Below are 22638 nucleotides of genomic sequence, written 5' to 3' on the forward strand. Positions count from 1 at the left end.
ATCGATGACAGATATGAGTGACCTCGACCCCACCTCCTACGACACCGACGTCGTGATCGTCGGACTCGGTCCCGCCGGTGGCACCGCGGCGCTCGCCCTGGCCACCTACGGCATCCGCGTACACGCCGTTTCGATGTTCCCGTGGGTGGCGAACTCGCCGCGCGCACACATCACCAACCAGCGCGCCGTCGAAGTACTGCGCGATCTCGGTGTCGAAGACGAGGCACGCAAATACGCGACGCCGTGGGATCAGATGGGCGACACGCTGTTCACCACGAGCTTGGCCGGTGAGGAGATCGTCCGGCTACAGACATGGGGAACGGGAGACGCCCGCCACGGGGACTACCAAAGCGGTAGCCCCTGCGCGATGCTCGACATTCCCCAGCCGCTGATGGAACCGGTCCTGATCAAGAACGCCGCCGAACGTGGCGCCATCATCAGCTTCAATACCGAATACCTTGGACACACCCAGGATGCAGACGGTGTGACCGTCCGTTTCCGTGATGTCCGCTCGGGTACCGAGTTCACCCAGCGAGCCCGCTTCCTGCTCGGCTTCGACGGAGCCCGATCGAAGATCGCCGACGAGCTCGAGCTTCCCTTCCAAGGAGAACTCGCCCGCGCAGGTACGGCATACATTCTTTTCAACGCGGATCTGAGCAAGTACGTCGCTCATCGGCCGAGCATCCTGCACTGGATCGTCAACTCGAAAGCCGGCTTCGGTGAGATCGGAATGGGCCTACTGAGGGCGGTTCAGCCCTGGAACCAATGGATCGCCGGCTGGGGATTCGACATGGCCGACGGACAGCCCGACCTATCCGATGATGCTGTCCTAGAGCAGATTCGAACACTCGTCGGTGATCCGAACCTGGACATCGAGATCGTGACGCGATCCTTCTGGTACGTCAACCAGCAGTACGCCGAGCACTACCAGTCCGGGCGGGTGTTCTGCGGCGGCGACGCCGTACACCGGCATCCACCGTCATCGGGGTTGGGATCGAATACTTCCCTGCAAGACGCCTTCAACCTGGCATGGAAGATCGCCTTCGTCGTCAAGGGATACGCGGGACGTGGACTGCTCGAATCCTATTCACCCGAACGCGTCCCCGTCGGAAAGCAGATCGTCGCCCGCGCCAACCAATCCCGCAAAGACTACGCCGGACTGCGCGAATGGTTCGACCACGACAGCGATGATCCGGTCGCCGCGGGCCTTGCGAAGCTCAAGGAACCGTCAGCCGAAGGTGTCGCCCTACGGGAGCGACTGTACGAGGCGCTGGAAATAAAGAACACCGAGTTCAACGCACACGGCGTCGAACTCAACCAGCGGTACTGCTCCACCGCGGTCATTCCTGATGCCGACGGCGTCGACGAAGTGTGGACACGAGACCGAGAGCTGTACCTGCAGAGCACAACCCGACCCGGCGCGAAGTTGCCCCATGCATGGTTGGTCGGTGTCGACGGCACCCGCATCTCGACCCTCGATGCCACCGGAAAAGGCATGATGACCCTGTTGACCGGAATTGGTGGTCAGGCATGGAAACGTGCCGCCGCCAAACTCGACATGCCGTTCCTGCGGACCGTCGTCGTCGGTGAACCCGGCACCATCGATCCCTACGGTTACTGGCGCAAGGTCCGCGACATCGACGAGGCCGGCGCCATTCTCGTCCGCCCCGACGGCCATGTCGCATGGCGGCACAGCACTGCGGTCTGGGACGACAGCGAAGCACTGGCCAATCTCGAGGATGCCCTCACCACGATCCTCGACCGCGCACCGGGCCGCAGCGAAGAGACTGCGAGTAGTACGCACGAACCGCAATACAGCACCCGAGCTGTGCCGATCACCGTCCCGCATACCACCGCGGAGGATGCAGTACCGGCCGCCGCGAACACCATGACTGTTGAAGGAGAGAACCGATGACCCACCCGTACACCAGCGTCTGGAACGATCTGAACCAGGTCGAGTTCAGTCAAGGCTTCATCCAAGCGGGCCCCTACCGGACCCGGTACCTTCACGCCGGCGACCCCACCAAACCGACTTTGATCCTGTTGCACGGCATCACCGGCCATGCCGAAGCGTACGTCCGCAACCTGCGATCGCACGCCGAGCACTTCAACGTCTGGGCTATCGATTTCATCGGCCACGGCTACTCCAGCAAGCCCGACCATCCCCTCGAGATCAAGCACTACATCGATCACGTGCTGGCGTTCATGGACGCGATCGGCACGGAGAAGGCTTCCTTCTCCGGCGAATCCCTAGGCGGTTGGGTCACAGCACAATTCGCTCACGACCACCCGGAGAAAGTTGAGCGGATCGTGCTCAACACCATGGGCGGTACGATGGCCAATCCTGCAGTGATGGAACGCCTCTACACCCTGTCGATGGAGGCCGCGAAAGATCCCAGTTGGGAGCGGGTCCGCGCCAGGCTCGAGTGGCTGATGGCCGACCCCACCATGGTCACCGACGACCTGATCCGTACCCGCCAGGCGATCTTCCAGCAGCCGGACTGGCTCAAGGCGTGCGAGGCAAACATGGCTTTGCAGGACCCGGACATTCGCAAGCGCAACATGATCACCGACGACACCTTGGACGCCATCACGGTGCCGGCGCTGGTGTTGTGGACCACCAAGGATCCCTCCGGCCCGGTCGACGAAGCCAAACGCATCGCCTCTCACATCCCACGCGCGAAACTCGCGATCATGGACAACTGCGGGCACTGGCCGCAATACGAAGACGCCGAGACGTTCAACAAACTTCACCTCGACTTCCTGCTCGACCGAGGCTGACGATCCGCGCGGGTACCTGCCACGCCGTACACGGTGGGTACCGGCGATCCGTCCCTGTCCCGAAATCTCCGACCCTTGCGCGCGAAGGCTTACGCACCCGCGAGAACCAGAAGGAAACAACGATGCCCGTAGCGCTGTGCACAATGTCGCACTCCCCTCTCATGGGACGAAACGACCCGGCCCAAAGTGTGATCGACGATGTGGACGCCGCATTCGACAGTGCGCGCGCATTCATCGCCGATTTCGCCCCTGACGTGGTGATGATCTTTGCTCCGGATCATTACAACGGGGTCTACTACGACCTGATGCCCCCGTTCTGCATCGGGGCCGCTGCACAATCCGTGGGTGACTACGGCACCGAGGCCGGCCCGCTGGCCGTCGACCGCGAGGCGGCCTATGCAGTGGCGCGGGAAGTGCTCGGCAGCGGTATCGATACCGCGTTCTCCGAACGGATGTACGTCGATCACGGCTTCGCGCAAGCTCTGCAGCTGTTGGTAGGATCGATCAGCGCAGTCCCCACCGTGCCGATCTTCATCAATTCCGTCGCCGAACCGCTCGGACCGGTCAGCCGCGTCCGGTTGCTCGGCAAAGCCGTCGGGCGAGCCGCTGTCAACCTCGACAAGCGAGTGCTGTTCGTGGGATCCGGTGGCCTATCGCATGATCCACCGGTACCGCAGTTCGCAACCGCCCCTGTCGGAGTGAAGGAGAAACTCATCGATGGCCGGAATCCAACTGAGGCCGAGCGCAACGCACGTGAACAGCGCGTCGTCGACGCCGGTCGTGACTTCGCTGCAGGTGTGGCCACGATTCAGCCACTGAACCCACAGTGGGATCGACACCTGCTCGACGTTCTCGCCTCCGGCGACCTCGCGCAGATCGATTCCTGGTCCAACGAATGGTTCGTCGAACAAGCCGGACACTCCTCCCACGAAGTTCGCACCTGGATCGCTGCGTACGCGGCTCTGAGCGCTGCCGGCCAATACCGCGTCACCTCGACTTTCTACCGAGAGATTCCCGAGTGGATCGCTGGATTCGGGATCACGACTGCTGTCTCGACAGACGGAGATTAGAGCTCGCGTATGGCGGCGCGAATACCGACCACAGCCGCGTCTTTCAGTAGTCGCCCTTGCAACGAAAGGGGTCCGCGGCCCCAATCGGAGACTCGACAATGGCATGATCCAGTACGTCGCCCGACGTCGATACTGGCGAATTATACTCTTGTGCAGGGTTTTTCAAGACGATCTCTCTGTCCGGAGGTTATTGCCGCTGCAACATCCGCCCTGCTCCCGAGACGATAGTGGGCACTACCGCGCAGTGCGGTAAGCGGCATCCATCCGCACCGGATACTCACCGGTGGTGGCCTGTCCGATCACGGCGACGGTGTCTTCGTCGAGAATGACCAGGCGGTCGTCGCCGGTGGCGGTGACGTAGACCCGGCGAAGTGCGGGAACGACGAGGACGCCGTGAACCTGGGAGGGGTTCGGGATTGTCCGGACGACCTGCTGGGTGTGGATGTCGATTTCGATGACCTCGCTGGCGCCGAGGTGGGCAATGAACAGCAGTCCATGCTGGGGGTCGAGGCTCTCGTAGTCAAAGCGTGAATTGTCGCCGGGGAGAGCGATTTCCGCGACCGGCTGCAGCGGCAGCGGGCTACTGCCTCGCGACGATGGCTCGGAGGAACAAGCGCCGATCAGGGTTGACGCCATGACGAGTGCGGGCAGCAGCCGGGCGGTCTCGGGCTGTTCCGCTTATCGGTGCGGGTGTCCATCCCTGTCCCTCTCACTTCGGGGTGGTCAGCGTCCGGCTGCAACGTGGGGGCCGAGATTGCCTCGCGCATCGTGGAGGGAAGGGTGACGCCATCCCCGACGGACCAGAAGTGCAGGCAGAGCAGGCGGACTGTTCGTCGAAGGCGTGGTTGTGGATCTCGACAACTCTTCGTCGTCTCGACGCCCGCCTGAACGACGGTCACTGTCAACGGCAATCACGGTTACAACGAAGTGTCCAGGGTGAATCGGCGGATTAGTCGATGACGAATGGACAAGGTGATGCAACAGTGGTTACATATTTGTTGTGGAACCAGAACCGGCACCCGGTAGCCACTCTGACGAGTGGGTGATGTTGGCGTATCGCATCCCCCGCGAACCGTCGACGCCGCGAATCACGGTGTGGCGCAAGCTCCGCAAATACGGGGTGTTCCAGCTCGCGGACGGGGTGGTGGTCCTGCCCGCGTCGGCGCGGACACGCGAGCAGTTCGACTGGATCACAGAGGAAGTCATCGAGTCCGGAGGTCAGGCGGAGGTCTGGACTGCCGCACCCACCACCGCCGACCAGCAGGACCGGATGCGGACGAAGTTGTCGGCGGATCGGGCCGCCGAATACGACGAACTTGCCGCCGCTGCGCAGGCTGCACGCTCTTTGCCTGATCGCGCCGCCCAGACCAAGAAGCTCACCCAGTTGCGGCGCCGTTTACGGGAGATCGACAAACGGACCTTCTTTCCTGTCTCTCAGCGCGACGGGGCGGAAGCGTCGATCAAAGCGTTAGCCGCGGTAGAGCCCGTGGAGGCGCAGGTGGCGCGATGAAATGGGCTACCCGCGCCGGGATCCACATCGACCGCGCCGCCAGTGCCTGGTTGATGCGCCGCAACGTCGACCTCGACGCCCAGTTCGTCTACCTCGACGACCCATACCAGATCCTCTCTGACGCAACGCCGTTCGATATTCGCGGGGTCGACCTCTCGCACCATCACGATGACTGCAGCTTCGAAACGATCCTGCGCCGTTACGAGATTGCCGACCCGGTGCTGTGGATCATCGCCGAAATCGTCCACGAAGCAGACATCGACGACGGCAAGTTCGACGCCCCGGAAGCCGCCAGCCTCGACACAGTCCTACGCGGGTTGTCTCTCACCTGTACCGACGATGAAACTCTCGCCGTGGCAACTCGAATCTTCAATGGGTTGTACGAGTTTCATCGTCAACGAGTCCTCAGCGGCCGCGAACCCTCCTGACGCGAGGTCGACTCACGCGGCCGTGCCCGATGAATCTTCTGCACTCACAGACCGCGGAGCCCGACATGACAGAGCAAGAGTCCACGCACGAATTCACCGCATCACCGGTCGCTGTGCGCCCCGGCGAAGGGACCTGATCCCCTTGCGCGTCGCCACGAAAGCGTGGTTCCTGATCTCCCTGCAAACCTTCGGCGGCCCCGCCGGGCAGATCGCCGTCATGCAACGCATGCTCGTCGACGACAAACGCTGGATCGGACAGAAACGCTTCCTGCATGCCTTGAACTACTGCATGCTGCTTGCCGGTCCTGAGGCGCAGCAACTCGCCATCTACACCGGTTGGCTTCTCAACGGCACCATTGGGGGTTGATCGCCGGAATCTTGTCCGTCCTGCCCGGGCCTGATCGTCATGCTCGGGTTGGCCGCCGTCTACGTCGCCTTCGGTGCCACCACCATCGTGTTGGCGATCTTCGCCGGCATCGCCCCCGCAGTATTGGCAGTGGTGGTGCAAGCCGTCACCCGCGTGTCCAAGCGTGCACTGACCAGGCCGTCTCACGTCGTGATCGCGGTATGCGCGTTTGTGGCGCTCGCGCTGTTCGCGGTTCCGTTTCCGATCGTCATCGCGGTTGCAGGGTTCGCGGGTTGGGTCATCGGGCGGCGTGGGGCGGTGCCGACACTGCCGCCGCCGACAACGACATCGACGAAAATCCGCCGCTCATCGCCGACGACGCCCTCCACACCGACGCACCCAGCCTGCGGCGGGCGGTCCTCGTGCTCGGTGCCGGTGTGATCGCCTGGGCGGTCCCGATGATCGCCGTCGTCGTGTTTACCGGCCGCGACAGTGTGTTCACCGAGCAGGGTGTGTTCTTCTCCGGCACCGTGCTGGTGACCTTCGGCGGGGCGTACGCGGTCCTCGCTTACGTCGCGCAACAAGCGGTACACACCTTCGGCTGGCTCACCTCCAGGGAGATGGTGCGAGGGCTGGGTCTGGCCGGAACCACACCGGGACCTTTGATCATGGTCGTCCAGTTAGTGGCGTTCCTCGGCGCTTACCGTAACCCCGGCGGCCTCGATCCCTGGGTGGCCGCGACCATCGGCGCTCTCCTGACCACGTGGGTCACATTCGTGCCGTCGTTCGTGTTCATCTTCCTCGGCGCTCCGTATGTCGAGCGGCTCCGCAACAACACCCACCTGACGGCGGCACTGAACGGGATTACCGCCGCTGTCAGGTGGGTGTGATCGCCAATCTCGCGTTCTACTTCGCTGTTCACACACTCTTCGTAGATTCCTCGATTGTAGTGTGGGGTCCACTGCACCTGACGGTGCCGGACGTCAGTAGTTTTCGTCCGCTCGCGCTGGTCATCGGCGCCCTTGCCGTAGTGATGATCTACCGTCTGAAGTGGTCCGTGCTCCGGACTCTCGGGGTATGCGCACTCCTCGGACTGGCAGCCGGGTTGGTCGGACTGCCCGTCACCTGAGTACACGACCTCGCACACGTGCAGCGATCTGTCGGATACTCAGCCGTTCACGTCGTAGATCGGCGACCTGAATACGTTCGTCTGCCAATAGGCATCGCGGACTGATGGCGCGGACGCGAGTCGGTCCAACGGAGCGACGGTCCGCACCAGTTGTCCGGCGCGATAAACCGAATAGCCGCGGGCCCAGTTGGTGCCGGACGCGCGGGATACTCCAACTTCGCGGGCGGCTGCGCGGATGCTCACCCCCGGCTTCGCAATTCCATGAAGCGGCGACGCTTGTCGGAGGGTGGGCGCCGGCCAGGCCCCTTCTTGACACGACGAGACTGAATCGCACCGGCGAGTCCGGAGACTTTGATGTGCCCTGGGTTCCACGGAGTCGACATAGCTGGTTTCAGGCAACTGGCTGATTCGTGTGATGATGCAATTCGTACTCTATCGGGGTGCGCATTCCGAGGCTCGAATGTCTACGTTGACGGTTGTGAAAGATCTCCAGATACTCGAAGATAGCGTTCGCCAGTTCAATCCGGGTACGCCACCGTTTTCGATTTAGAAGCGCGGTTTGCATTCTGCCCCAGAATGATTCGATTGTGGCGTTGTCGTAGCAGTCACCGACAGATCCCATGGAGGGGACGAGACCTGATTGTTTGGCTCGATCGGTGAATGCCCACGACGTGAATTGCACCCCGTGATCGGAGTGAATCACGGTTCCTTCGAGCGGTGCACGGTTGGAGATGGCCATCGAGAGCGCGTTGGTCACCAGCGCGGAGGTTTGACTGGAATCGATCGACCACCCCACGACCCGTCTTGAAAACGCATCCAGGACAACCGCGCAGAAAACCTTACCTTCACGAGTGCGATGTTCGGTGATATCAGTGACCCACAACCGATTTGGCTGTTCACGGGTGAACATCCGGTTGACCAGGTCGCCGGCTGTCGGTGTCTGATGTCGAGATTTCGGCCGTCTGGTCCCGGGTAGGCCTTTGATGCCGGCGCGCGACATCACGGCCTCGATTTGGTTGTGTCCGACGGACAGACCGAGTCCAAGGGTGAGCTCGGCGTGAATGCGCCTGGCGCCGTATGTACCGCGAGATGCGGCATGCACTGCGGTGATCTGTTCAAGTAGCCAGGTGTGCCGCAGAGCGCGTAGTGACGGTGGTCGGTTGCGCCATTCGTAGTACCCCGCTTCGGACACCTTCAGTAGGCGACAGGACGCCTGCACAGGTAGTCCTTCCGCGGCCATTGTCGCTATGGCCGCGAATCGCCTTTTGGGTCGTGTGGCTCTTTCAGCAGCTCACGGGACCGTTTCAGTATTGCGACTTCGTTCTCGAGTTCACGGATACGTCTTTTCGCCGAGGTGAGCTCGGATTGTTCGAGGCGTGAGAGTCCTGGTACCTGCCCCGTGTCGATCAGGTCCTGTTTGCGCCAACCGTAGATCGTCTGGTCGCTGACCTGGAGATCGTGGGCGATTTCCGCGATCGGCCGTCCTGCGGCGACCAGATCGAGGACCTTACGGCGAAATTCCTCGGGATATCTCTTCGGCATGGTCCTGCCTCCTTGGACAAGATCGTAGCCAGAAAACCAAGTTCACCGACTCGGCCAAACTGAATCGCCCTGGGTCTGATGGAGGCTCTGGCTATTTGATTTCAACCAAGGCCTGCTCACCCTGCTCAGTAGCGTAGAACGTCTTCTCGTACTCTGCTGGCGGGATGTCGCCACAGTGACCATGCAGCCGCCTGTGATTGTGCCAGTGCACCCACGACAGTGTCGCCAGTTCCACGTCGTCGATGCTGCGCCATGGACCAGGATGCGTTGGGCCGTAGATGAGTTCGTACTTGTAGTAGCCGTTCACGCTCTCGGCGAGAGCATTATCGTAGGAATCGCCCACGGTCCCGATCGACGGTATTGCACCGAGTTCGGCGAGCCGTTCGCCGTAGCGGACCGAGGTGAATTGACTGCCCGCATCGCTGTGGCAGCGCAGCCCGGTCAACCGTGTGCCGCGACTGAAGCGGGCCATCTCGATGGCGTCGAGCACTACCTGGGTGCGCATGTTCGCCGCGACGCGCCAGCCCACGATCATCCGAGAGTAAGCGTCGGTGATGAAGCAGACGTAGCCCATTCCCGCCCAGGTCGGGACGTGGGTGAGGTCGGTGACCCACAGTTGGTTCGGCTCAGTCGCAGTGAAATCCCGCCCAACCAGATCGGGGTGCCGATCCGCCCCGGCCGTTGCTCGGGTGGTACGCACCTTCTTCCCTCGCCGCACACCAGCGATCTGCTCGGCACGCATCAGCCGCGCGACCTGGTCACGGCCGACATCGATGCCCGATCTTCGGGCTGCTTTCCACAGCTTCCGCACCCCATATACCTGGTAATTCTCCTCCCACAACCCCCGCAGCGCCGGCCGCAACCGGCTATCGGAGACCGATCTAGCTGACGGCGGTCGGCTTTTGGTGGCGTAGTAGCTGCTCGGAGGTATCTGCAAGGCCTTGCAGATACGCTCGACCCCAAGCCTCCGACCCGCGATGACATCGCCGCGATTGGCATCGATGAACGCGGTCATCTCTTGTGCTGGCGGCCCTGCTCCGCCCCGAAGAAAGACGCCGCACGCTTCAATATCTCGTTGGCGCGCTGCAGTTCTCGGATTTCCTGCTCGAGTTGCTTGATCCGATCGGCCTCGGCGGTGCTCACTCCCACAGTCAGACCGTCATCGATATCGGCCTGCTTGACCCACGACCTGACGGACTCGACCCCGTAACCCAACTGCGAGGCAACCCGCGCTGTCGTCCCATGCTCGGTCCCCAACTCGGCCCGCAACGCCCGGACCATCCGCACCGCACCGGCCTTCTCCTCCGGCGAATACCGACGCGTCGTCGGCCTCCCTGACACCCGTTCATTCGGCATGCTTCCATCCTCGTTTCCAAGGCCAGAAGTCTCCACCGAACCCAGAGCGATTCAAACCGAGGGCACATCAAAGTCTTCGGACTCGCCGGGATGCTTCTATATCTGTCAAGACACCAAGATTGGGTGTGCGTTTTGACCATCGACAAAACGGATGATTCATCCTGCCGTCGCCAATATTTAGTAGTAGCGGAAGTCGCTGCCAGGTGCGCACGGCGATCAGACTGCGCTCACTGCCAGGACCGGCTAGCCCGATCCTCAAGTGCGCGGCGAGACGTTACGAAGTGAGCTTGGCCGGAAAACGGTCGAGCAAGGAGGTCACACCTTCGACCGCGGGCATCCATGAATTCGGCACAGGGCGGGCTGTAGCAACGCTGCGAGCAGCCTCTACGAAGTCGCGAGTCAATAGAGAATCGACGTCTGATCGCCAACCGATAGATAACGGCGTTGGTGGTATGCCGGTGACAGGAACGAACGCTAGTCCTGGCCGAGAATAGAACCGCTGCGTCGATGCTTGCGAGAACGCGACGCCCTTCTTCGACAAGATCGCTTCGAAACACTCGTCGACCGTTGAAACCTCGGCTCCGAGCCGAACGTCATGCCCATCGCGAGAGCTCAGTGCGAGCCAGAAGTCACGCCACTCGTCGGTACTGCGACGAGCAACGAATGGCTGACCTGTGAGATCCTCGACACTGATCGAATCATGTTGCGCAAGAGGGGAGTCCGAGCTAACGACCAGCACTCGCGGTTCGATGAAAAGGGTGTCGAGCGCGAGCCAGTCCGCAACGACGACGGGCGGCCTGATGAACGCTACGTCCACCGTGCCGTCGCCTAGTCCGACGTAGGGGTCGGAGAAGTCGAACGATTGCATTTCCACCTCGACATCCGGGTGCATCGAGCGAAATGCCGACAGGATGTCCGGGGTCAGCTCAGCGGCAGCATTCGCCTGGAATCCGATCACGAGATTGCTGCGCGCACTGCGGCCGACTTGCCGGGTGAGCGACGCAATGCGCTCGGCATCCGAGAGTAGCTGACGGCTTCCTTCCAAGAGCCTCGCCCCTGCCGGCGTCAGGGCCACATGACGGCTGTCACGAATGAACAGCGCTGTCCCCAGAGAGTGCTCAAGCTTTCGAATCTGAACACTCAGAGATGGTTGGGCGATATGGAGCCGTGCAGCCGCACGGCCGAAGTGCAGTTCCTCCGCCACCGCCACGAAGTACGACAGCGGCCTCAACTCCAGGGGTAAGCGCACATCGCCGATGCTATTCGGCCAGGTAGATGCACACCAATAGTTGTTTCCTATCGATCGGAAGGGTCATTGGTATTGGACGTACCCGTCGATTGTCGGTGTGATGGGTGTCATGTTCGCGACGGTGAAGCACTAGCAATCACCCTTCGATCATCCCCGTTCCAGAAATAATCCGGCACACAAGTCGACGAAGGAAAACAATGACTGCCACCATCACTCAGACCCCCCAGCAGTGGGCCGATGCGTTCGAGCAGGCCTCGGATCAGGATCCCGAAATCCAGGCGCACGGCAAGTACTTCACTTGTTCGTACCTCTTGGACATGGGCACACATACCTTCGTCGTCGAGATGACGACCGGCAAAGTACACGCCATCACGGTCGATCCCGGCCCCCTCGACCGCCCGTACCAGTTCGCCATCCGGGCCAGTGCCAAGACCTGGCAGGGGTTCGGCGTGCCAGTACCCGCGCCGATGTACCACGGGATCTGGGCTGCCTCATTCCAACGGGACATGAAGCTCGAAGGCGACGTGCTGGTTCTCATGCAGAACTTGCGGTGCGTGACACGCCAGATCGAACTGCTCCGCACTGTCGGTGTGCCGGTCTGATTCACCAGCGCCACCCAAACCAGTTCAAAATCTCCCCCCAACGAAGGAACCCTCGAGATGAGCAAGATTTCCCCGGTGACGGGACACTACGTCGACGTCGACGTCGACGGCCTGCTGTACAAGGTCTTCTACCTGGAGAACGGCACCGGTCAGCCCTTGGTGTGCCAGCACACCGCCGGGGCTCACAACCATCAGTGGCGCGGGCTGCTGGAAGACGAAGAGATCACCGCGAATTATCGCGTCATCGCCTACGACCTACCTCGACATGGAAAGTCCGATCCGCCGGAGAACACCGAGTGGTGGACCGAGGAATACAAACTCTCGGCTGACCACTACGCCAATTTCATCGTTGCACTCGTTGATGCGCTCGAACTCGAGAATCCGATCTTCATGGGATCCTCGTTCGGCGGCAACATCGCCCTGCAGCTTGCGCTGCGCAATCCGGATCGCTTCGCCGGCGTCATCCCTGTCGAAGGTGCCGACTACTCGCCTGGCTTCTACCTCGACTGGTGGCAGCACCCGCACGCGAACGCAGCGCAGGTGTGCGCCAGCGGCACGTGGGATCTCATGGCTCCCCAGTCACCGGAGGCAGATCGCTGGAAGACCTGGTTCTATTACACCCAGGGATCCGAAGCGTTCAAGGGCGACCTGCACTTCTACTCGGTCGATCACGATCTGCGCGACAAGCTCGATCAGATCGACGGCGATCGCTGCCCCGTCGTGATGTTGACCGGCGACTACGACTACCTGACCACGCCGGAAGACAGCGCCCGAACGGCCGCGCAAATCAAGAACGCGCAGTTCATCGAGATGAAAGACATCGGTCACTTCCCGATGAGCGAGAACCACGCAGTCTTCCGCACCTACCTCATCCAAGCGCTCGAGATTCTCCAGAAGAACGCAGCCACCGCTGCATCCGTCTGACCTGTCCAGTACATCAACGCGCTCGCCGGCCACCGCAACAAGGGGGTCGGCGAGCAGTTGTTTGTACACTTCGAAGAGGAATACCGATGAGCATTAAACACTTTCCATTCCTGATCGCCGGCGAGGCGACGACGACCGATAGCCGTATCGAGATCCGCAATCCATTCGACGGTCGGATTGTCGCAACTGTGTCCGAGGCGGATCCGGTGCACATCGAGTCCGCGATCGCAGCTGCCTCGGCGGTGGCCACCGAATTCGCGAGTACACCCGTGCATATCCGCGCAGACGCTCTTATACACATATCAACGCGTCTGAACGACCGCCACGAGGAGATTGCCCAGCTCATCTCAGCCGAATCCGGCAAGCCAATCAAGTGGGCGCGTGTCGAGGTTACCCGCGCCGCTACCACCTTCCGGTGGGCATCCGAGGAGGCCAGGCGCTGGAGTGGACACATGCAACGACTCGATACCGATGCAGGCTCGGACGGTCGTTTGGCTCTGGTTCACCGGGTCCCGCGCGGCCCCATCCTCGGGATCGCCCCGTTCAACTTTCCGCTCAACTTGGTCGCCCACAAAGTTGCGCCGGCGCTCGCCGTCGGTGCGCCGATCATCGTCAAGCCTGCGCCAGCGACACCGCTGTCGAGTCTGGTGCTCGGTGAGCTGCTGGCGGAAACGTCACTGCCAGAAGGCGCGTGGTCCGTGTTGACCGTCTCGAACGAAAAGGCTTCGGAGATGGTCCAGGATCCGCGTCTGCCGGTGGTCTCATTCACCGGTTCGGTTCCTGTGGGGTGGGCCATCCGCGATCGGGTGCCGCGAAAACACGTCACGCTCGAATTGGGAGGAAACGCCGCCGTCGTGGTGTGTGAAGACTGGTCCGATGAAGCCGGACAGGACTTCGCGGCCGAACGAATTGCGCGGTTCTCGATGTACCAAGCTGGTCAGTCCTGCATCGCTGTGCAGCGAGTATTCTTGCACGACAAGCACTACGAGAGCATGCGGCAACGGATACTGTCCTGGATCGGCATGTTGTCCACCGGTGCACCCGACGACGACGCTACCGATGTCGGTCCACTGATCGACGAGCGTGCTGCCGTGCGTGTGGAGCAGTGGATCGACGAGGCGGTGGCAGGCGGTGCGACCGTTCTCACCGGTGGCGGACGAGTGGGGGCCGTTGTCGAGCCCACCGTGATCGAGGACGCGCCCCGCGGCGCGCGGGTACTCGACGACGAAGTCTTCGGACCTGTCGTGGCGCTCTGCAAGGTCTCCTCGGACGAGGATGCGTTCGAGAAGGTCAATGAGTCTCGGTTCGGTTTGCAGGCAGGGGTTTTCACCTCAAACCTGCAGACCGCTTTTCGCGCCTCACGTGTTCTGAACGTCGGTGGAGTCATCGTCGGTGATGTCCCGAGCTACCGCGCCGATCAGATGCCGTACGGGGGCGTGAAGGACTCTGGGACAGGCAAAGAGGGAGTCCTTTCGGCAATGGAAGATCTCACTGAGGAGAAGGTGCTCGTTCTGACCGGCATCGACGTTCTGTAGAGCGGTGGTTGCCGTTGATCCACGCACGTGGTTCGTTCGTCCACGACATCAGCCGACGGCGTCTTCGCATGAACGCCTCAGATCATTTCTGCCGGTTTGGGGGCTCATCCCAATCGGGGGTGTAGGAGTTGGGGTCTGAAGCCGCCGGTCTCGAGCAGGCTTCGGGCGATGTAGTTGGTCAGGTTGCGGAACCCGAGTGCGGAGCCGCGCAGGTGTTCGAGCCGTCCGTTGAGCGCCTCGGTCGACCCGTTGCTGGTGCCGGGTCGTTCGAAGTAGGCGAGCACGTCAGCGGCTCGCTTCTTCAGGGTCCGGCCCAGGGTGGTGAGCTCGGTGAGCACCTTGGGGACGCCGGCGCTGAGGTCGGTGATCAGCTTCTCCATGAGCTCGCGGCCACGTTGCCGGTCCTCGTGGCGATAGGCGGCGATCATGCGCTGGTAGACACCCCAGGTCGCCTCGACCTCGACGTGAGCGTCATCAACGAACAGCGCGCGTAGCCTGTCGCTCTGCTTGTCGGTGAGCAGGTCCGCGCCGGTGTGCAGCGTGCGCCGCGACTTGTAGAGCGGGTCGTCCCTGAACCCACGGTGCCCGTGGATCGCGAGTTGGACCCGGCGCCGGCACCTGTCGAGGGCGTCACCGGCCAGGCGCACGACGTGGAAGGGATCCATCACCGTGACCGCGTCCGGGATCTCCTCTGCAGCGGCGGTCTTGAACCCGGTGAAGCCGTCCATCGCGACCACCTCGACCGCGTCACGGAAGGCGTCGTCGCGGTCGGCGAGCCAGGTCTTGAACGCCGCCTTCGACCGGCCCTCGACCATGTCCAGCAGCCTTGCTGGGCCGGCGCCATCGCGGACCGGGGTGAGGTCGATGATCACGGTGACGTACTTGTCGCCACGCCTGGTGTGGCGCCAGACGTGCTCATCGACGCCAATGACCTTCACGCCCTCAAACCGCGTGGGGTCGTTGATCAGCAGCCGCTTGCCCTCAGCCAGGACCGCGTTGTTGGCGGTGTCCCACGCGAGCCCGAGTCCCTCGGCGACACGGGCGACGGTGAGGTGTGCGACCACGATCCCTTCCAGCGCCCACCGCAGCCCGGTGCGCGAGAGCTTCGCGCGTGGCGGTGTTGTCAAGTTGTCTGGAGTACAGCAGTTTTGGGGTGCGGCAAGGCATCGCACGGGGAGGTCGGTCAGGGAGCGATGGTTTGTTCGGTGACCTGATCCCATACCTGGAATCGGATGGCCAGTTCGGTGCGGTGGTCGGTGGCAGCCATCCGGTGCCGGGGTGGGCGGAAGTGCGGCGAGATCCGGCTGAACACTGCGAGGAATCGTTGTGCTGAGCTGACAGTGCGGAAGCCCTTCATCGCTCGTTCACGTTGGCGGGTGGGTTGGTGGGAGTTCTCGCACCGATTGTTCAAGTATTTGTTTTGCCGGTGCTCAGTTGTCGACATCATCGTCCGGTGGGCAACACGATACGAAGCGAGCTTGTCGGTGATCAGCACCCGCGGCGGGCGAGCGTGCCGCTTCAGGAGTTTCTTGAAGAACCTGGTCGCCGCCTTGCCGTCCCGCTTCCCTTGGATCAGAATGTCGAGCACGTTTCCGTGCTGGTCCACCGCCCGCCACAAATACTTCTGCATGCCGCCGATCTTGATGAACACTTCGTCGAGATGCCACTTGTCACCTGGTCGGGGCACCTTTCGTCGAAGCCGGCGGGCGTACTCGGGCCCGAACCTCGCGCACCAGGTGCGGATCGTCTCGTACGTCACCTCGACCCCGCGCTCGGCCATCAGTAACTCGATGTCGCGGAACGAGAGGGTGAATCGGTGGTACAGCCACACACAGTGCGCGATGATCTCCCGCGGAAACCGGAACCCCTTGTACGTTGACGACACCCGTAGATCATCCCAGATCAGCGGATCTCAACAACTTGACAATGCCGCACAAGATGTAGTGGCGTGAAAGCGGGTCCTGGGGTGTGAGGATGAAGGTTCTTGACGCCTGATCCCCTCGCCGCCCAGGACCCAACTTGCAGCCTACCGAGCTTGTCGCCGATACCATCTGCCGAACCGTCGAACTCGGTGTCACCATCACCGGCGCCGCCATCGGCGAGGCCTTCACCCACATCGAATGCCGACCGGTTGTCGAAGATCCGATGTGCCCGTCCTGCGGTCATTGCGGCAAGCTCCGCGACCACGTCACCCGCACCCTCACCGACCTGCCTGTCGTCGGGCATCCCACCCGACTGCAGGTGCGGCTACCGAGGTTCGTCTGCGAGCAGGACAGCTGTGCGGTATCGGTGTTCCGCCAGCGCATAGACCGGGTCGCTGCTCCGAAAGCCTCCACTACCCGCCGCACCGCCCGCTGGATTCTCCATTGCCTGGCGGTCGAGAAAATGTCCGTCTCCGCGGTGGCGAAGGTACTGGGAGTGAGTTGGGACGTGGTCAACTCCCTCGCCCTGTCCACAGTGCACAACCTCGTTCACGCCCAGCCCGGGCATCTGGACAAGGTCCGAGTCCTCGGGGTGGACGAGCATAAATGGAAACATGTTCGCGGACAGGGTGATCCGAGTTTCGTAACTGTCATCGTCGATCTGACCCCGGTCATCGACGGGGCCGGCCCCGCCAGGCTGCTCGATATGGTTGCGGGTCGTTCCGCCGCTGCGCTCAGGACATGGCTCGGCGCGCGCGATCAGGCGTTTCGGGATCGGGTGAAGATCGTGTCGATGGACGGATTCACTGGCTACCACCGCGCCGCGAAGGACGTATTACCGCAGGCACGGACGGTGATGGATCCCTTCCACGTAGTGCACTTGGCTGCGGAAAAGTTGACCGTGTGCCGGCAGCGGATTCAGCAGGTCACACTCGGGCATCGCGGCCGCTCCGGTGACCCGCTCTACGGTATCAAAAGGGTTCTGCTCACCCGCAAGGTATTGCGCACCGACAAGCAGAAAGCGCGGCTCGAGGCTGTGTTCGCCGACGAACAGCACATCGACGTCGAAGTCACAGAACATCTCTACCAGGACCTGGTCGCAGCCTATTCCGACCCGGACAAGCGAACCGGGAAACTCACCATGTTCAAAACGCTCAAACGCATCAAATCCGGTGTACCGGCAGAGCTTGCGGAGTTGGCTCAGCTCGGTCGTAGTCTCTGGAAACGGAGGAAGGAGATCCTGGCATATTTCGATACCGGGGCCTCAAACGGTCCGGTCGAGGCGATCAACGGTCGGCTCGAACACCTTCGTGGTATTGCACTCGGATTCCGAAATCTCGACCACTACATCTTGCGGTCACTGATCCATTCCGGTCAGCTCCGGGAACGCATCAACGCACTCTAGAAACGGAAGAGCCCAGAAACCGATCAGGCGGCGGGCAGCACTCCTGGTGCTGGCTGTGTCGTCCAGAGATTCCTGTTGCGCCAGACGCGCGTTATTCGGCGGTGTGTCAGTAGGTATATCGCCGCGTTCCTGACAAGTGACGGAGAAGCGTAGTGTTCGGCCCTCGTTCCAGGCTGGCGCGGGTTGGTGGGGGACCGAGGATGTTCATCTCGATCATGCCGGCGGTGCGAAGCCTCGCGCCCGTAATTCGATGCCATTCTGCAGCGGTTGCGACGCGGATAGACGTTGGTGATCACTCCCCGCGAAGTGGCGAGATCGTGGTATCGGTCAACGGCTGATGTCGATACCGACCGGCTGTTCGATAACGCCCCTGCATCCGCTGCGGCAATCAACGAAACTGTCCCGGCGGTCGGTCAGTTCAGGCGGTGAACCGGCGTAGAACTCGAGCACGGTACCTGAATGTGCAGGTGGGCCCAAGGGGAGATTGCTCACGGCGCCCTCGATCCCTGTTTTCTCTGCCGCTCTAATTGTCGCTTATCTGCATTGGTTGGTATAGATTTACGACATCGGAACAGACAGCTGTGTGTGAGCACGTGGAGCCCGGGAGTGTGAATGACAACTGCCATGACCTCCTCATATGACGTCGGGCGGGCCTCTGCGCATCGGCGATCGCCGATCACGACCCCTGTCGCCTCCCGAGGTTGGTGGTGGCGGGTGACGCTCGATCTCGTCCTGGTGATCGTGATCGCCGGAATCTTGGGCGCAGTCGGGTCCGTCCTTGCCGGCCCGCTGACCGCAGTGGCGTTCGCCCTGGTCGCGGCGGCCTCATTCCGCGTAGTCCTGCAGGCGATCAACCCCTGAGCGCGACTGTGAAGGAGAAGACGATGCGCGCAGCACGATACGCACGAGCAACGGCCACCCGGCAGAAGTTGGTGATCGCGTGAGCCGGCACATGAAGGACGCCGAATACGCACAGGTCGCGGGCTTGCTGGAAGAGTTGGCTTCTCTGCCGGGAGACGACGCACGCTGCGAGCGTCTGCGCACGCAGATCATCGAACTATGTCTACCGCTGACTCGCCATATCGCCTTGCGGTATCGCGGCCGCGGACAAGCGCACGAAGATCTCGTCCAAGCGGCCAGCGTCGGTCTGGTCAGTGCGGTGAACCGTTTCGATCTGGCCAAGGGCAAAGACTTTCTCGCCTTCGCGATTCCCACGATGATGGGGGAGGTGCGTAAGCATTTCCGGGATCGTGGATGGGATGTGCGGGTGCCGCGCTCGTTGCAGGAAAACTGTCTTGCGCTCAACAAAGCACGCACCGCGCTCACGCAGGATCTCGGGCGTGAGCCGACGGTGCCGGAGCTGGCGAAAGAGCTCGGAGTCGAGCCCGCCGAGGTCGCGGAGATCGTTGCTGCCGGCGATTCCTATCATGCAGCGTCCCTCGATGCAGCCGCCGTCGGTGACGGTCGATCGATCGCAGATACGTTGGGGGAGTTCGATGCTGCCCTCGACGGCATCGACAATCAGGAAACGCTGCGGCCGGCGCTCCTCGCTCTGCCCGAGCGTGAGCGCATCATCGTGATTTACCGGTTCTTCGGGGAACTGACTCAGGCGGAGATCGCGGAGAAGATCGGAGTGTCGCAGATGCACGTCTCTCGGCTCCTCGCCCAAAGTCTCGCGAAACTGCGAGCCTCGTCTTCCTTTGCGCCCCGGCCGGTCGCGGTCGCAGCCTGACCTGACTGGGAAGAAAGGACGAGGATCGAATGCATTTCACTTTTCTCTACGACGGTGCTGCGCAGCGCACTGCTGAGTACCCGACCTTGGAGGAAGCTGTCCGGAGTATCGAGTTGGGGCAGGTGGATCGCACGCTCTGGAGCATTCAATACACCGATCGCGAGGGCGGAATTCGGGTCTACCGATTTCCCACGGACCGCGGAGTCGGTGGTGAATGACGAACGCGCAGTACTGAATACAGCAGTACTGACTTCAACAGGCCAGCTTTCAACACGCTGAGCTGTACTCGATAACCATTCCGGGGATTCGTCAGACGCAAGGCCCCAAGGCCCGTCCCCCTGGGCGCTTACGAATGCCAGCGGAAAGATCTGGGCCGCGGAGAGGGTAGCCGTCGGAGTCGGTGGAATGTGTCAGGGGTGATCGTTCTTGTCGTGCTGGGCGCGATGTATTCGCCGCGCGGGAACAGCTCTCAATGTACGGGTGCTACCGATCTGCCGGTGTCGCAGACGTATCAGACCAGCCGCGGCCGCGCTTGCGCGCGATCGCCCAGGCGACGGTGGGAGCCCACGCCCCTTGGGTCAGGCTCACGGCGATGCCGACGACGGCGATGAGCAGGATGGCCCACACGAACATGGCGCTGAAACTGGCGATAGGCCTCACGAGTAACTCCTCACATGTGTTGGCAGGTCAAGATTCCGTGGGGCGAGGTCGTCCGCTGCGGATCGCATCCCCGTGCGCGCCTTCCGTTGCGGCGTTCGGCTCTGTTTCGACTGCGGCATGACGTCGATTGGCTTTTTCGCGACGGGGCGATGTTTCGCTACTCGCAGGGATACGCCAAAGTTTCGGTGAGTCACCGTCTTCGGTGTTCGCGAGGGCGCGTAGTCCGTCGGCGTCTTGTTGGAGGGTGGTGACGAAGGGTGCTCGCGCGTTTTCGTCGAGGCCGTCGGGCAGGTTCGCTCCTTCGCTGACCGTTTTCGCGGTGTTGTCGAGGAATCGGGCGATCCGCAGGAGCAGTGGCCGGGGCATGGGAACGGTACCGGTGCGGGTGCTTGTGCGGGCGTCGGCGGCGATCATGCCCAGAGTCGACAGGTGGGACAAGCCGTCGGTCAGGGAGTGGTCTTCGAGATTGCCGTGAGCAACTTTCAGCGCTTCTGCCAGGGCGGCGATAGTCAGGCCGAGCGCGTTGGTGGGCATGGGGATGGTGCGTTCGAATTCGATCAGTCGTGCGCCGGGTGCCTCGTCGGAAATGGCCGCCGCGAGGGAGTTGGCGAAGATGGTGAGCTGTTCGTCGGTGAAGTGTCGTTGGGCGGTGCGCCGGGTGACGTGCATCAGGCGGGCGTAGTCGTCGAGTTTGTCGTTAAGAAGGACGCGGGCCTGGGAGTCGGTGATCGTCAGCCCCAGGCCGAGAAGCGTGCCCCGTAGTTGGGTTGTTCGGGTGTCGAGCCAGGTGCTGTTCGGACTCATATCTGGCTCCACTCTCTCGCGAGATCTTATACCGAGCATAGGCGTCGTTCGGCTTCGGACTTCGCCTCAGGGGCGGCGTCCGAATCCGCAGCGGGCTGATCATGTTCCTCGCCTGCAGCGGCGTACGGTCAGGTTCGTGACCCTTGTCGCCTGTGTTTGAGCGCAACGGCTCGCAGCCGTATCAACACACCCACGAGAAGTGTTGTGCAGCCTGTGAAGTGACCGCATCGACGTCGACGGGGCCGAGTGGATTGGACTGCGGGTCAGTTCGCAAGCTCCTTTTTCGGCTGTACTCGTTTCGTGTCTTCGGATCTGTTTTCGGAGGCCTCGAGGAGGATTGGTTATCGGCGACACACCGCGAGTCCCCGCTTCTCTCCACTGCATAATTTCGCGTGTCCTACGTTTCCAAAATCTGTGACCTGGGTAACAAACCCAGGGTTGATGAGGAGACAGTGATGGATGTAATCGTGTGGACCGAATCCGAGGAACGTCAGCGGTGGTGGCGACAGGTCATGGGCCTCGCACTCGCAATCGAGCGTTTCGAGGCGGAAGAACCGATCGCACGTGGTTTGTCCGCGACGTCGAGGATGCGCGTATCGGTCCGATCGATTCATGGCGTGACCGCTGCCTGAGTCCAGCTACCGGAACGCACGCGTCCGGAATGCGTCTGAGAATTCTGCCTTGCGTGGTGTGAGTGGCTAATTCGATGTCAGAGGGAGCAGTGGCGATGGTGAACGTGGTTCTGTTACTCGTGATGTTAGGTGTCGGTCTTACCGTGGTGATGTGCCTGGACTTCCAGTGGCTTCGTTCGTCCTCACGTGGCAAACGACACCGGCACCCTCGGCACGTACGTGTTGGCCTCGGGAAGCCGTAGTACCCCCCGGGGGAACCGTGCCGCCGATGGGCGATCGCGCTTCCGGTGGCCGGCGCCTACTCCTGCCGCAGCAGTCCCTCGGCATGCAGTCCCTCGGCATGCGGGATGCGGGAGTTCAGACTTCGTCGGGGCGTATCTGGTCCGGACGTTCGATGTTTCCGCGCCAGGCGCCTGTTTCCTGGTCGCGGGATTCGATGAACTCCTTGAAGCTCTCCATGTCCTTTTTGACTCTGTGGGTGAGGACTCCGAGTTTGTCGGCAACCTTTTCGACGAAGCCATCAGGGTCGATGTCCATCTGCGCTGTCACCCTGGTGTGCGAGTCGTCCAATCGGTGGAAGGTGATCACACCCGCATGATCGGGGCCTGCGTCCGATTTCCACGCAATGCGTTCGTCCGGGTGCTGTTCGGTGATGGTGGCGTCGAATTCCCGTGTTTGTCCGGCTATTTCGAGGATCCAATGTGTGTGCACATCGTCGATTTGTCGAATTTCCCGTACTCCGGACATGAAGTGGGGGAACGACTCGAATTGAGTCCACTGGTCGTAGGCGGTACAGATGGGGACGTTGACGTCAACGGATTCGGTCACGGTACTCATGACCTTCGAGCTACCCACTCAGCAAACTGATACACAACGCAGCAGTCGACGTGGAACCACGGGTCAGGTGTGTCTTCGCGTTCGCCCAGGTCGCAGCGCCGTCCGCAGAGCAAGAGTGAATTATCGGGTTGTGTCGATCGGTGTGACTGAATGGAATCAGGCTCGATCTCGGAT

General features: G+C 61.9%; 20 protein-coding genes and 4 pseudogenes. 14 read left to right on the forward strand and 10 right to left on the reverse strand.

The window, feature by feature from the left end; genetic code table 11:
• The first annotated feature begins 4 nt into the window (after positions 1-4).
• The 3 genes from EHW12_RS34165 (at position 5) to EHW12_RS34175 (ending at position 3851) form a co-directional block, all read left to right on the forward strand.
• Positions 5-1915 (forward strand): FAD-dependent monooxygenase, encoded by a 1911-nt coding sequence (locus EHW12_RS34165; RefSeq protein WP_058036927.1) that lies wholly within the window; start codon positions 5-7, stop codon positions 1913-1915.
• The gene (locus EHW12_RS34170; protein ID WP_058036928.1) at positions 1912-2781 is read left to right on the forward strand and encodes an alpha/beta hydrolase; all 870 of its coding nucleotides are present in this window, start codon (positions 1912-1914) and stop codon (positions 2779-2781) included. Before EHW12_RS34165 ends, EHW12_RS34170 begins: the two co-directional genes overlap by 4 nt.
• Positions 2782-2903: 122 nt before the next feature.
• On the forward strand, positions 2904-3851 hold the full coding sequence (locus EHW12_RS34175) for a 3-carboxyethylcatechol 2,3-dioxygenase (RefSeq protein ID WP_054828355.1): 948 nt from the start codon (positions 2904-2906) through the stop codon (positions 3849-3851).
• Between the two features lie 234 nt (positions 3852-4085).
• On the opposite strand, the gene EHW12_RS34180 is transcribed toward EHW12_RS34175, so the two are convergent.
• Entirely contained in the window at positions 4086-4487 is a 402-nt protein-coding gene (locus EHW12_RS34180) for a hypothetical protein (RefSeq protein ID WP_241199256.1), read from the reverse strand.
• 364 nt (positions 4488-4851) lie between these two features.
• On the opposite strand from EHW12_RS34180, the gene EHW12_RS34185 reads away from it, so the two are divergent.
• The 3 genes and pseudogenes from EHW12_RS34185 (at position 4852) to EHW12_RS34195 (ending at position 7264) form a co-directional block, all read left to right on the forward strand.
• Complete coding sequence (locus EHW12_RS34185) at positions 4852-5361, forward strand: Chromate resistance protein ChrB (RefSeq protein ID WP_125053559.1); 510 nt, start codon at positions 4852-4854, stop codon at positions 5359-5361.
• Positions 5358-5789, forward strand: coding sequence for a chromate resistance protein ChrB domain-containing protein (locus tag EHW12_RS34190; RefSeq protein ID WP_125053561.1), 432 nt, complete (start codon positions 5358-5360; stop codon positions 5787-5789). The genes EHW12_RS34185 and EHW12_RS34190 overlap by 4 nt, the downstream gene beginning before the upstream one ends.
• Before the next feature lie 100 nt (positions 5790-5889).
• A pseudogene (locus EHW12_RS34195) lies at positions 5890-7264 on the forward strand (chromate transporter).
• Between the two features lie 4 nt (positions 7265-7268).
• On the opposite strand, the pseudogene EHW12_RS34200 reads toward EHW12_RS34195, so the two are convergent.
• The 4 genes and pseudogenes from EHW12_RS34200 to EHW12_RS34215 all read right to left on the reverse strand — a co-directional run.
• Positions 7269-7527 (reverse strand): annotated as a pseudogene (locus EHW12_RS34200) (IS30 family transposase); the annotation flags it as partial.
• A 128-nt stretch (positions 7528-7655) separates the two neighbouring features.
• Positions 7656-8806 (reverse strand): annotated as a pseudogene (locus tag EHW12_RS34205) (IS3 family transposase).
• 91 nt (positions 8807-8897) lie between these two features.
• A protein-coding gene (locus EHW12_RS34210; RefSeq protein WP_241199257.1) for an IS3 family transposase occupies positions 8898-10162 on the reverse strand; the annotation gives its coding sequence in 2 pieces (ribosomal slippage) (positions 8898-9859 and positions 9859-10162; 1266 coding nt in all).
• Between the two features lie 274 nt (positions 10163-10436).
• A complete protein-coding gene (locus EHW12_RS34215; RefSeq protein WP_125053563.1) occupies positions 10437-11411 on the reverse strand; it encodes a LysR substrate-binding domain-containing protein in 975 nt (324 codons plus the stop codon).
• Positions 11412-11608: 197 nt separating this feature from the next.
• On the opposite strand from EHW12_RS34215, the gene EHW12_RS34220 reads away from it, so the two are divergent.
• The 3 genes from EHW12_RS34220 to EHW12_RS34230 all read left to right on the forward strand — a co-directional run bounded on the left by EHW12_RS34220 (position 11609) and on the right by EHW12_RS34230 (position 14472).
• On the forward strand, positions 11609-12013 hold the full coding sequence (locus EHW12_RS34220; RefSeq protein WP_003941837.1) for a hypothetical protein: 405 nt from the start codon (positions 11609-11611) through the stop codon (positions 12011-12013).
• Between the two features lie 57 nt (positions 12014-12070).
• On the forward strand, positions 12071-12937 hold the full coding sequence (locus EHW12_RS34225) for an alpha/beta hydrolase (RefSeq protein ID WP_003941838.1): 867 nt from the start codon (positions 12071-12073) through the stop codon (positions 12935-12937).
• A gap of 86 nt (positions 12938-13023) precedes the next feature.
• On the forward strand, positions 13024-14472 hold the full coding sequence (locus tag EHW12_RS34230) for an aldehyde dehydrogenase family protein (RefSeq protein ID WP_125053566.1): 1449 nt from the start codon (positions 13024-13026) through the stop codon (positions 14470-14472).
• Positions 14473-14576: 104 nt separating this feature from the next.
• Here EHW12_RS34230 and EHW12_RS34235 read toward each other — a convergent pair.
• Positions 14577-15587: pseudogene (locus tag EHW12_RS34235) on the reverse strand (ISL3-like element ISPfr2 family transposase); the annotation flags it as partial.
• 68 nt (positions 15588-15655) lie between these two features.
• Positions 15656-16357 (reverse strand): IS6 family transposase, encoded by a 702-nt coding sequence (locus EHW12_RS34240; protein WP_125053568.1) that lies wholly within the window; start codon positions 16355-16357, stop codon positions 15656-15658.
• A 134-nt stretch (positions 16358-16491) separates the two neighbouring features.
• On the opposite strand from EHW12_RS34240, the gene EHW12_RS34245 reads away from it, so the two are divergent.
• From EHW12_RS34245 to EHW12_RS34260, 4 genes are all read left to right on the forward strand, one after another.
• Complete coding sequence (locus tag EHW12_RS34245) at positions 16492-17799, forward strand: ISL3 family transposase (RefSeq protein ID WP_102999582.1); 1308 nt, start codon at positions 16492-16494, stop codon at positions 17797-17799.
• 612 nt (positions 17800-18411) lie between these two features.
• Positions 18412-18660, forward strand: a complete 249-nt coding sequence (locus EHW12_RS34250; RefSeq protein ID WP_125053570.1) for a hypothetical protein — start codon at positions 18412-18414, stop codon at positions 18658-18660.
• A 91-nt stretch (positions 18661-18751) separates the two neighbouring features.
• Positions 18752-19531, forward strand: a complete 780-nt coding sequence (locus EHW12_RS34255) for a SigB/SigF/SigG family RNA polymerase sigma factor (RefSeq protein ID WP_125053655.1) — start codon at positions 18752-18754, stop codon at positions 19529-19531.
• Between the two features lie 29 nt (positions 19532-19560).
• Positions 19561-19749: a hypothetical protein gene (locus tag EHW12_RS34260; RefSeq protein ID WP_042926415.1), complete on the forward strand. Its 189-nt coding sequence runs from the start codon at positions 19561-19563 to the stop codon at positions 19747-19749.
• Positions 19750-20014: 265 nt separating this feature from the next.
• On the opposite strand, the gene EHW12_RS34265 is transcribed toward EHW12_RS34260, so the two are convergent.
• Together EHW12_RS34265 and EHW12_RS34270 are read right to left on the reverse strand one after the other, a co-directional pair.
• Entirely contained in the window at positions 20015-20191 is a 177-nt protein-coding gene (locus tag EHW12_RS34265; RefSeq protein WP_241199258.1) for a hypothetical protein, read from the reverse strand.
• Positions 20192-20218: 27 nt separating this feature from the next.
• The gene (locus tag EHW12_RS34270) at positions 20219-20995 is read right to left on the reverse strand and encodes a hypothetical protein (protein WP_125053572.1); all 777 of its coding nucleotides are present in this window, start codon (positions 20993-20995) and stop codon (positions 20219-20221) included.
• 455 nt (positions 20996-21450) lie between these two features.
• Here EHW12_RS34270 and EHW12_RS34940 point away from each other — a divergent pair, with 455 nt between their 5' ends.
• Complete coding sequence (locus EHW12_RS34940) at positions 21451-21627, forward strand: hypothetical protein (RefSeq protein ID WP_164490688.1); 177 nt, start codon at positions 21451-21453, stop codon at positions 21625-21627.
• Positions 21628-21984: 357 nt separating this feature from the next.
• Here EHW12_RS34940 and EHW12_RS34275 read toward each other — a convergent pair whose 3' ends face one another.
• Positions 21985-22464, reverse strand: a complete 480-nt coding sequence (locus tag EHW12_RS34275) for an SRPBCC family protein (protein ID WP_125053574.1) — start codon at positions 22462-22464, stop codon at positions 21985-21987.
• Positions 22465-22638 lie beyond the last annotated feature (174 nt).

This window comes from Rhodococcus sp. NJ-530, from assembly GCF_003860625.1.
Taxonomy (GTDB): domain Bacteria; phylum Actinomycetota; class Actinomycetes; order Mycobacteriales; family Mycobacteriaceae; genus Rhodococcus_F; species Rhodococcus_F qingshengii.